We start from the raw sequence: 11,497 nt of genomic DNA on the forward strand, positions 1-11,497 counted from the left end.
CCTGACTCCCTCATATACCTGGAGGCGGTGCACTTCCGAAACGCCGCCTTTTTCCTTGTTCTTGAGTACAATTCCATCTCCTTCAATCGCTATAATTTCCGGCTGCGTCGGCTTTTCAACCTTTTCCTCTTCTGCCAATGCTTTTTCGTAAGTCTTCGCCTTCTCGCCGGCATAGTTCTTAAGTGAGATAACAGACTGATGGGAGATGGTAATTCCCGCCAGGCTTTGCAGGAGTTCGCTGGCACTGCGAGAGGTGGTAATTGCGACAGACTCGACAATCCGCTCAATCATTCCCAGGCTGTAGTGCTTTCTGGGTTCAAAGCCCATTTTGCAGTCCAGGGGATAGAAGCTCTTCCCTTCTTTCTGCAGAAGTCTTCGGGTATAGGTCAGCTCTCCATAGCGGCAGCAAATCGTCCTAGAGTCCCGGCGCGCCACACGCCACCCCTGTACCTTGTAAATCTGATACAGCTCAGTGTCAATACGCTCCAGAGCCATAGCTATAAGCTGACAGTTCATTTCAGTGAGCCAATGAGTTAGCTTCCTTTCAGCCTCGATAGAGTCATCAGATTCCTTAATGAGAGAAATGACTGCACCAATTGCATTTTCACTCCAAATTTCTCCAGTTTTTGTTATAATATCCATGAGGAAAGCCCTTTCTTTGTTTTATTTGTGCACGGAAATTATAACATTTCCACTCAAGGGGAGGCTTTCCTCTTTTATTGTTTCAGGAAAAATTCCCCTACCGAGTAAAATTTTACACTAAGGCTAAAGGGTTCAAAGGGTGGTGGGGCGCCTGTGGCGCGGTCGGGGTCGGGATCGGGGCGGTGCTTTCCAGTATTCCCGAAGGTTGACACGCCTTATGGACAAGCCCCTATGAGGCTTGAGGGTTGACGGACCGCTGGGCCGAAGGTTCTTAAGGGGCTTAAGTTTGACGCGCCTTTGGCGCGAGGGTTGTTGTAGGGCGCCTCTAAATTATAGAAGGCGCCAGTTTGTATAAAACCTTAACAACCGCCCTGCGGGCGAGGAAATGCATTCCCCCTTTGGTGGCTGGCGCCACCACCTTTCCCCCTGTTCAGGGGGCACTATAAAGCTCCGCTATGCTGTGAGCTGCTTATGAAAGAACTGCTTTTCAGAGCTTTATTCTGCCCCCTGAATAGGGGTGGCAAGGGAACACGATTCGTAAGGAAGCGAAGCGACCTGAGAATCGTGTGACACGCTTTCCCGTGGAGAAGTCCGGCGCAGACGGACAGGGGGAGGCGAGCGCAGCGAGCCAGTCAGCAGAATTGTTTTCATGTCATATGATACAGACAGCCAATCCCGTAACGTTCTTGCGTCCCCTTTAGGGGAAGAGGGCCACGAAGTGGCGAAGGGTGTGCAAGCGAACTGGATTCATAGGGGAGCCCCGCGACCCGCGAATCCAGTGAGACGCCATCCAGCGAAGTCGGTGTGGACGGTGGTAATCCTGATTATGATACTCGATGTGGACGTGACCGCCGCAGGCGGCATTATAAAACTCATTGCCCCTAAAGGGGAAACGACTCACTACATTTTGCGCGTCGCTGGCGCTCCTTCAACCACTGCTGTCACTGACTCACTGGATTTTCAGGTCGCTGATGCTCCCTTACAAATCCAGTTCGCATAGTGCATCCACTGCTGTCACTGACTCACTGGATTTTCAGGTCGCTGATGCTCCCTTACAAATCCAGTTCGCATAGTGCAAATTGTGTTCGCTGTGCACCGTAAGGGCAATCCACAACCCTCGGGGCCAAAGGCCCCGTCAAACTTAAGAACCCTCCGGCCCATAGGGCCGGTCAATCTTAAGAACCTTCCCCTTTGAACCCTCTGAACCCTCTGAACCCTCTGAACCCTTTGAACCCTCCGCCCGAGCGGCCCCATAGATGATATAATAAAAATAAAGGAAATCAATCCCATTTCAAAAAGGAGGGACATCATGCTGATTCGTGAACGAAGTGAAGAACTGGAGAAGAAAATCCTCTGTCACCGGGCGGCTCTTTCCGCCAACGCCCGGCGGGACAGGGAGGAGAAGAAGGACCCGCTGCGCACCGATTTCCAAAGGGACCGGGATCGGATCCTTCACAGTAATTCTTTCCGCCGGCTGAAACATAAAACCCAGGTTTACATCGCTCCCCGGGGAGACCATTACCGCACCCGCATGACCCATACCCTGGAGGTGGCCCAGATCGGCCGCACCATGGCCAGGGCCCTTCGGCTGAATGAGGATCTGGTGGAAGCCATTGCTCTGGGCCATGACCTGGGCCATACGCCCTTCGGCCATGTGGGGGAACAGGCGCTGCAGGAAGTATGCGGCCATTTCGAGCACAATGAGCAGAGCGTCCGCATCGTGGAGAAGCTGGAAAAGGAAGGGCAGGGGCTGAACCTGACCGGGGAAGTGCGGGATGGCATGCTGAACCACTGCGGGAAACTGACTGCCCATACCCTGGAGGGGGCCCTCATTAAATACGCCGACCGCATCGCCTACCTCTGCCATGATTATGAAGATGCAGAAACCATGGGCCTCATCGGTCCCGAGGATTTGCCGGACATGGTGAAGCGTAAAATCGGCACCACCCATTCCTCCATGATTACCGCCCTCGTCACCAGCGTGGTGAAAAATTCCATGCAGAACGAAGAAGACGGCATCCATATGTCAAAGGAAGGGGATGAAGTGCTGCGGACCTTCCGGCAGTTCATGTTTGACGAGGTATACATGTCAAAGGCCCTGATTCCTGACCGGAAACGGGGAAGCAACGTGGTGAAAATGCTTTATAACTACTATACGGAAAAGCGGGCCGATGGAAGTTTCCATGAAACCAGGCTTCCTGAAAAGCAGATCCGTCTGGCCGGAGGACATATTCCCCTGGCGGCAGTGGATTATATTTCCGGCCTCACCGACAACTTTGCCATCAACCTCTTTGAAGACATTTTCGTGCCACGGTACTGGACATTCAAGAAAGAGTGAAGCGGCGGCTGCCTGCTGTCGTTAAGCATGGCTGATGACTCTGGCTGGCTCACCGGTCCACTAATAAATATCAGTGGGCGGAGCAGGCAGGCGCTAGAAGGTAGAAGATAGATGGCAGACGGTCAGACTTCAGAAGGTTGTAATCCCGAAAGCAAGAGGGTTCATGTGCCTTTCGGCACCTGGGTTCTATCGTTCGTGCGCTTCGCGCCGAACGATAGGTTCGGGCCGGAATCGGCTTCGCCTCCTGTCTGGTTCAGAGGGGAGTTTTATATGCCGCCACAGGCGGCAATAAAATAGCGCCGACAGGCGCCCACCTCCCCAGCGGGCACGGTCAGCCAACCAATAGGTAAGCCCTTTAATGGGCAGGCTAAGGGCCTACTTTGGCTGACTTGGAGGTCCTATGCAGGACCTCCACAATACTACATAACTACCCTGGGCGGAGCCCTCAACCTGTCCGGGAGGCGTAGCCGGTCCCGGGCAGAACCCTGGCGGCCCAGGGCCGTCAGGCCCGATGGCTGCCTCAACCCTCGCGCCCGAAAGGGCGCGTCAACCTTCGGGAATACAGTTTAGCATCGTATCTGCATGGAGCAGCCTGCGGCGTGTCAATATAACAATAAAGGAGGGGATTTCTTTGGAAGATGTAAAAGATTTAATCGGCCGTCTCATGAACCACGTAGACGGCAGCAGCTTTTCCGATGAAGAGCTGAAAAGACAGATCAATGCCATTTACAGCATTTATGCCAGCATTATGGGCTCCGAGCAGATCATCGTGCAGGCCAGCCGGTATAATGCGCTGAAATATATACATGATGAAAACCCCCGTATCCGCCTCATCGGCATGGAACGGCTCATTCTGGAAAGCCGGGACTATACCAGGGTGCCTACGGAGGAAGAAATACCATCCATTCTGGATAAACTGGAAGATAAGCTGGCGGAAATGCTGGCTCGGCAGGCCGTGGAACGGCAGCTGGAAGAAAAGATAGCCGACCGCCTGGAAGAAAGGCATCAGGAATATGTGGATGAAATCCGCCAGGAAATCATTAATGAAGAAACGGGAGATACCGAAACACCCCAGAGCCGCCGTAAAATGGAAAAACTGGAAGCCCTGGACAAAGTGAAGCTCACCTCTACCATTATGAACGTGGTGCGGCCCCGGAGCCTTTCGGAAATCGTGGGCCAGGACCGGGCGGTGAAAGCCCTTTTTTCCCGCATTGCCTCCCCCTATCCCCAGCACCTCATCCTCTACGGGCCGCCGGGAGTGGGAAAGACCACCGCAGCCCGGCTGGTGCTGGACGAAGCAAAGAAACTTTCCTACACCGCCTTCGGGGAAAATGCGCCCTTTGTAGAATGCGACGGCACCACCCTCCGCTGGGACGAAAGGGATATTACCAATCCCCTCATCGGCTCCGTCCACGACCCCATTTACCAGGGCGCCAGCCGCCAGCTGGCAGACGACGGCATACCGGAACCGAAACCGGGTCTGGTCACCGAAGCCCATGGCGGCGTCCTCTTCATTGATGAAATCGGTGAACTGGACCCCATGATGCTGAACAAGCTACTGAAGGTACTGGAAGATAAGAGAGTTTATTTCGAATCGGCCTACTACGACGAAGACAATCCGGCCGTGCCGGACTACATCAGGAAACTGTTCAAAGACGGCGCGCCCGCCGATTTCATCCTTATCGGCGCCACCACCAGGCAGCCCGAAGAAATCAATCCTGCCATCCGCTCCCGCTGCGCCGAAGTGTTCTTTGACCCCCTCCAGCCCAAAGACGTGGTGGAAATCGTGAACCACGCAGCAGACAAACTGCAGGTCCATCTGGAAAAAGGAGTGGCAGACCTCATCAGCAGCTACACCATGGAAGGGCGGAAAGCGGTGAGTCTCCTGGCCGACGCCTACGGCCTTTCCGTCTATGAAAGCGGCGAAGCCAAAGATGTGACCATTACCCTGGACCTCATGAAACGCACCGCCCAGGCCAGCCGCCTCTCTCCCTGGCTGGGAAGGGTGAAGAAAGGAAATCCCAGAGTCGGCCACATTTACGGACTGGGCGTAGCAGGCTACTGGGGAAGCACCATTGAAATCGAAACCGCCGCCTTCCCTGCCAGAACCCAGGGCAAAGGCACCATCCGCTTCAATGACACTGCCGGCTCCATGGCCAAAGACTCCGTATCCACGGCCGCCGCCGTGGTGCGCCTTGTCACCGGCAAAGACCTTTCTGACTATGACCTTCACGTAAACATCGTAGGCGGAGGAAACATAGACGGCCCCTCCGCCGGCGCCGCCATTACCTGTGCCATCGTCTCCGCCGTGGAAAAAATTCCCCTCCGCCAGGACCTGGCCGTTACCGGTGAAATCTCCCTCTCCGGCGACGTAAAGCCGGTAGGCGGCGTCATGGAAAAAGCCTTCGGTGCCCGCCAGGCCGGTATGAAGGGCATCCTCATTCCGGCGGAAAACAAAGCAGACATCGACGCCAAAAACCTTGGCATCGAAGTCATCCCTGTCACCCATATCAGGGACGTACTGGATACCATGCTGGTGAAATAGTGGACTGGTGGGACAGCTATCGGCTGCCGGCTATCAGCTGACCGCTGCCCCTCCCCGCCGGTCACAGTCATTCTGGCTCGGACATCCTGTCCTTCCTGCTGATGGCATAAAGCGTATTTAAGTGGTATTCCAAGATGTTTTTTACAAGGATTCAGTATAAGGAGAAGCATATGACCTATGTAGACAGCATTCGAGAGCTTTTAGAAGCGCAGGAAGGCGAACACACCCAGTTTAAGGAAGCAAAAAATCGGTTTGATTTTGGCGAGGCGGCCAAATGTTGTTGTGCCTTGGCAAACAATGGCGGCGGTAAACTTGTTTTTGGCATTTCAGATAAAAGACCTCGCAGTGTGGTAGGAAGTAATGCGTTTGAACAGCCGGAACGTACGCGCATGGGACTCATAGAAAAACTGAAAATCAGTATAGATTTTCGCCTTTTTAGCCATGAGGGAAAACGAATTCTGGTTTTTGATGTAAAGAGTCGTCCGATTGGCTTGCCGGTACAATACGATGGGGTAGCTTGGATTTATGAGGGTGATGTACTAAAGCCTATGCCGGAAGATATGCGTCGTAAAATCTATGACGAAGTTGGTGTTGATTTTTCCGGAATGATATGTGCCGGGGCAACAGTAGAAGACCTGGATGAAACGGCCATTGAAAATTTTCGCACAAAATGGATCGAGAAAAAAGGGAAGAAACAGCTTGCTGCACTTTCAAAAGAACAACTGCTCCACGATTGCGGTGCAATAACTGATGAAGGGATAACCTATGCAGCGCTCATTCTGTTTGGAAAGAATTCATCCATTATCAGGTATTTACCGCAGGCAGAAATTATTTTTGAGTACCGCTCTTCCGAGTCTTCGGGGCCTGCTAATCAGAGAGAAGAGTTTAAGACCGGATTTTTTGCATGCTATGATCAAATCTGGGAACTCATCAATCTACGCAATGACAAACAACATTACCAGGAAGGATTTTTTGTATTTGATATTGCAACATTCAATGAACGAGTCGTAAGAGAAGCCATTCTGAATGCAGTCAGCCACAGAAGTTATCAGTTTGGAGGAAGTATTTTTATTCGTCAGTATCGGGATAGACTGATTGTAGAAAGCCCTGGAGGACTGCCGTTTGGTATTACACTTGATAATATATTGGATCGACAGCTTCCCCGCAATCGCCGCATCGCTGAGATTCTTTCCTTATGTGGGATGGTAGAACGATCAGGACAGGGCATGAACCTGATGTTTGAGTTAAGCGTGCAGGAGGCAAAACCGCTTCCGGATTTCACAGGAACTGATGATTTCTTTGTCAGTGTTACGCTGAATGGCCTGATCCTGGATAAAGAAATGCTGTCAGTTATCAGACGAATCAACGAAAAAGACCCTGAAATGCTGTCAACGGAAGATTTTCTTGCGATTAATGCACTGTATCACAGTCAGCCTTTGGATAGGAAAATGCAGGAACGGCTGCCACGGTTGACAGATATGGGTATTGTCGAACACATCGGGCGCAAGAAGTACGTTCTCGCCAGAAGCCTATATGCTGCAACCGGAAAATCGGGCGTATATACAAGACGTGTTGGATTGGATCGTGACACAAATAAAGAATTGCTTATGAAACATATTCGTAAGAATAACGCAATCGGTACCCCTTTTAAAGAATTACAGCAGGTTCTGCCTGGCCTTAGCCGTGGTCAGATTCAGGTGCTGATGAGGGAACTGAGAGCAGATGGGAAGATTATCTGCATAGGAAAAACTAGTGCTGCCAGGTGGTTTATGAATAAGTGACACTCTTTGAGTGGGTTTTGCTTTGAACTTGCAACCGGCATGCAACTGAAGGAGAGCCCATTTACCGGGGATTCATGGCTGATTTAGCTTAAAACTTGCAAGTTGGTTGCAACCAACTTGCAACCAACTTGAACGGAATTCAACCTAGCTGCCATATGATTTTTCAGGGGATAAAGCAAGGAAAACGGTATGTTTGGCTCTGTCTGATTCAAATCAAATTAAATAGGAATATGCGGTTGAGGAAGCATTGATTAAAACATTGTCTGCTTCTATTCTTGAATCCTTATGCAATGCAAGGAATGGGAAAGGGAACAGCGAGCTATTTCAGAAGTCCCATGATAAAGCAGCGCATACAAATTCTTATACAAGCAGACCTTATGAATGAATCAGTGCTTCCCCGGAGACACAAAAAGCCAATCTCTCAGCGCCCTTGCCCACCCCTGTTTAAGGGGTGGGCAAGGGCGCTGAGAGCCGGAAGGGGTCAGCCGAAGGCGGTTTATAAAACCTGCGGCGAAGCCGCCCCACAACTCTCGGGCCTGAAAGGCCCGTCAAACCTGAGAACCTTAAGAACCTTCGGGGCCAGAGGCCCCGTCCCCCTTTGGTGCCTTCGGCACCACCTTCCCCCCGCAAGCGGTGGGACAATAAAAGTTGGGAACCCTTCTTCACAACCCACGGCGTCAGCCGTGCCCCTTTTTTATACTGCGGCGAAGCCGCCACCACAACCCTCGGGGCCAAAGGCCTCGTCAAACTTAAGAACCCTCCGGCCGCGAGGCCGGTCCATCCTAAGAACCTTCCCTTCTGAGCCCTTTGAACCTTTTGAACCTTCACACCGAAGGTGTGTCCAATGGCGGAGCCGCGCCCCCCTTTTCTTCAAAATCTGCGGCGTCAGCCGCCACCACCACCCTCGGCCTGAAAGGCCGTCAAACTTAAGAACCTTAAGAACCCTCGGGACGAAGTCCCGTCAACCCTCACGCCGCAGGCGTGTCCACTGAACCCTTTCATTCATTTTCCAAATGATATATAATAATTTCTATAACCACGACCACTTTCATAGGACGCAATGAAACTCGCATGTTAGATCAATTCAGGAGATGATGGGTATGAAAAAGATGACGGACAAGAGCCGTTACATTTCCATGCCCGTTTTTTCTATTATCTTTGTGGCGGTACTCTTATTGGACGCCGCTTTTTATAACTCCATCAGGACCAATGTAGAAAACAATTACCGTGAAACAGGGAATGCCCGGATCACCTGGATTCAACAGTCCCTGGAACGGTATGTCACCATTACCAGTGTCATGGAAGGAAGGGTGAAGGAGCCTGGCGGTCCCCATGTCCCCGATCGGGCGAAGCTGGCGGACTTTGTAAAAATGGACAACGCCCTTCGCAGTATCCAGATCATCCAGGATGACGGTACCTTTACCGGATACAACCAGGACGCAAATATCCGCGATTTCAAAAATCCCATGGATGGCTCCCTAAAGAACCTGGCCCGTGAAGTCCGCCGGTCCGGCAATGTGAGCATTACACCATCCATGGAAGTGGGGGGATGGGCTCAAAGACATCGTGGTGCTGCGTCCTGTATATCTGCCTGATGAAAAGGGAGACCGCCATTTCTGGGGATATATTCTGGCCATTATTGATACCCGCATCTTCCTGAAGGACGCCAATGTATCAAATCTGGAAGACCAGAACATTCTCTGCGGCCTCATTCATACAGAAGGAGACGGTACGGCTTCCGAAGTCTATGGAGACGAGAATTACAGAAAAGACGCCCTGTTTATATCCCGGGAAATCTATGGAGATCACTGGACCCTGTATCTTCGCCCTGAAGGTTCCTGGGTAAATCCCTGGATCATGGTCCTCATTACCTGGGCAGGCTTATTGACTGCCCTGACCCTTGCCGTGCTGGCCCGCCGCAATGCACGCCTCCGCCGCATGGGTACCACCGATCCTTTGACCGGCGTATGCAACAGAACCGGCGGCGACTGGACGGTGAGGCGCTATCTGGAGGCCCATCAGAATGAACCGGCCCTGGTCATGGCAGTGGATATCGACAATTTCAAAATCATAAACGATGTCTATGGTCACGAGGCAGGGGACGAGGCCCTCTGCCAGTTTACCAGGGATATGAAGGAAACTTTCGGCCAGAGCGCTGTTATTACCAGAAACGGCGGCGACGAATTCATCATTTTCTGCGGCTATGGCTGGAGCCGGAAAGCGGCAGAGGCTATTGACCGTTTCACAGAACCCCCCCATATCATTACCTATAAAGGAAAGGAAATCCGGTTTTCCGCCTCCCTGGGCCTGGCCCGCTATCCAAAGCATGACAAAGACTATCGCAGCCTCTGCATTAAGGCGGATTATGCCCTCTACGGCGCCAAGCTGAATGGCAAATCCCGGTGGAAGGAATTTGATCCGGAGCTCAGGTTGAAAGATACCCGCACCCAGCTGGGCTTCAATCTGACAGACATAGGAAACGAAATGCCCGGCGCCATGGCGGTATACAGGGCGGACGACAGGAGTATCCTCTTTGCCAGCAGCACCCTGGTGGAACTCATGGAATGCGACAGTCTTGATGATTTCATGAAATATACGAAAATGTCCCTGGACCGGATTTTCCCTGATTCGGAAAAGGAGGCGGCCAGGGCAGCCATTGACCGGCAGCTGGAGAATCCTTTCAACCGGCACCGCTTCTATTTCATTACCGCTAATATCCTGACGAAAAAGGGAAACCTCCGCCCCGTAGAAATCCGGGGCCACCGGAGCCACAATGCCAACTATGGAGATGTATTCTACATCTTCCTTTATGAAAAAGAACAGAAGGAATCATGAACATACGATACTACGACATAGGCCTCAACCTCTTCACCCCCTCCTTTCCCTATCCGGAGAAAATCATTGAAGATGCCGAAGCAGCTGGCGTCAGATGCATATTAACCGGCTCTGACCGGAAAGACAACGAACTGGTGAACGATTTCACAAAAAAACACGGCCTTCTGGGCACCGCCGGCATCCATCCCCACAGCACCGATACGGCCCGTGAAGAAGACCTTCAGCGCATCCGTGAAATCATCCTGACCAATCCTGCCATCAGGATGGTGGGAGAAACAGGGCTGGACTATGACCACATGTATGCCAAAAAAGAAAACCAGCTGCACTATTTCAAAGAACTCATCGCCTTGGCCGAAGAACTGCATAAACCCATGTTCCTCCATCTGAGAGATGCGGAAGAAGACTTCCTGCACTGCTTCAAAGGCCACGAGTCCATCTGCCCCCTGTCCGTGGTCCACTGCTTCACCGGAAATAAGGAAACCCTCCGGAAACTGCTGGACCTGGGCTTCTACATCGGCATTACCGGCTGGATCTGCGACGAAAGAAGAGGAGACGCCCTCCGAGACGCTGTCTCCATCCTTCCCCTCAGCCGGGTCATGGTAGAAACCGACGCCCCCTACCTCACACCCCGGGGCTTCCACCTCAAAAGGACCAACGTCCCCCAGAACATTACCTACGTCGTAGACACCCTGGCCTCCTACATGCACGTCACAGCAGAAGACCTTCGCCTTCACGCGTTGGAAAATACGGAAAAAGTCTTCGGCATTCGATAGAAGAGCTTTAAGGATACTCCCTTGCAGGCGTGAAAGAGACCGCGTCCCTGCAAACCTTGCGCCTTCCCCACTCGCGGTGGCAAGGGAACTGGATTCGCAGGGAGCCCTTGTGCGACTGAGAATCAAGTGACACGCTTCCCAGTGGGGCGGGAGAGAGCCGCTCCCCTGTAAACTTGCCTCCCCCTGCTTGCAGGGGGAGGGGGACCACGCCAGTGGTGGAAGGGGTTGGCCTCCCTGGAAGGCCGGTGCCCGCCTGGCGGCATTATAAAATTTGCGGCGAAGCCGCCACCACCACCCTCGGGCCAAAGGCCCGTCAAACTTAAGAACCTTAAGAACCTTAAGAACCTTAAGAACCTTTTCCCCCCTTTGGTACTGCGTACCACCTTCCCCCCGCAGGCGTTGGGACAATCACAGGGGGACGAAGTCCTGTGAAACCTCACACCGTAGGTGCGTTCAATGGCGCAGCCCGGATAGGGGGTGGCGAACGCAGTGAGCCAATCACCAGCATGCTTATCATGCCATATGATACAGAAAGCCAATCCCGGAACGTTCTTGCGTCCCCTTTAGGGGAAGAGGGCCACGA

7 protein-coding genes are annotated in these 11,497 nt (G+C 52.5%); 6 read left to right on the top strand and 1 reads right to left on the bottom strand.

Annotated features, from left to right (window positions below):
* Positions 1-642: UPF0236 family transposase-like protein (locus tag HMPREF9453_RS10765; protein WP_008860594.1), on the bottom strand; the 642-nt coding region annotated here is incomplete at its 3' end.
* A 1,309-nt stretch (positions 643-1,951) separates the two neighbouring features.
* Between HMPREF9453_RS10765 and HMPREF9453_RS10775 the strand changes: the two genes are divergently transcribed.
* From HMPREF9453_RS10775 to HMPREF9453_RS10800, 6 genes are all read left to right on the top strand, one after another.
* Entirely contained in the window at positions 1,952-2,980 is a 1,029-nt protein-coding gene (locus tag HMPREF9453_RS10775) for a deoxyguanosinetriphosphate triphosphohydrolase (protein ID WP_008860596.1), read from the top strand.
* A gap of 631 nt (positions 2,981-3,611) precedes the next feature.
* Complete coding sequence (gene lonC, locus HMPREF9453_RS10780; protein ID WP_008860597.1) at positions 3,612-5,525, top strand: Lon family ATP-dependent protease; 1,914 nt, start codon at positions 3,612-3,614, stop codon at positions 5,523-5,525.
* 170 nt (positions 5,526-5,695) lie between these two features.
* A complete protein-coding gene (locus HMPREF9453_RS10785) occupies positions 5,696-7,306 on the top strand; it encodes an ATP-binding protein (RefSeq protein ID WP_008860598.1) in 1,611 nt (536 codons plus the stop codon).
* Between the two features lie 1,100 nt (positions 7,307-8,406).
* Complete coding sequence (locus tag HMPREF9453_RS10790) at positions 8,407-8,901, top strand: hypothetical protein (RefSeq protein ID WP_008860600.1); 495 nt, start codon at positions 8,407-8,409, stop codon at positions 8,899-8,901.
* Positions 8,876-10,141 carry a GGDEF domain-containing protein gene (locus HMPREF9453_RS10795; protein WP_040380740.1) on the top strand — a complete coding sequence of 422 codons (1,266 nt, stop codon included), beginning with the start codon at positions 8,876-8,878 and terminating at the stop codon, positions 10,139-10,141. The genes HMPREF9453_RS10790 and HMPREF9453_RS10795 overlap by 26 nt, the downstream gene beginning before the upstream one ends.
* Positions 10,138-10,914 carry a TatD family hydrolase gene (locus HMPREF9453_RS10800; RefSeq protein WP_008860602.1) on the top strand — a complete coding sequence of 259 codons (777 nt, stop codon included), beginning with the start codon at positions 10,138-10,140 and terminating at the stop codon, positions 10,912-10,914. Before HMPREF9453_RS10795 ends, HMPREF9453_RS10800 begins: the two co-directional genes overlap by 4 nt.
* The last annotated feature ends 583 nt before the right edge of the window (positions 10,915-11,497 follow it).

Source organism: Dialister succinatiphilus YIT 11850 (assembly GCF_000242435.1).
Classification (GTDB): domain Bacteria; phylum Bacillota; class Negativicutes; order Veillonellales; family Dialisteraceae; genus Dialister; species Dialister succinatiphilus.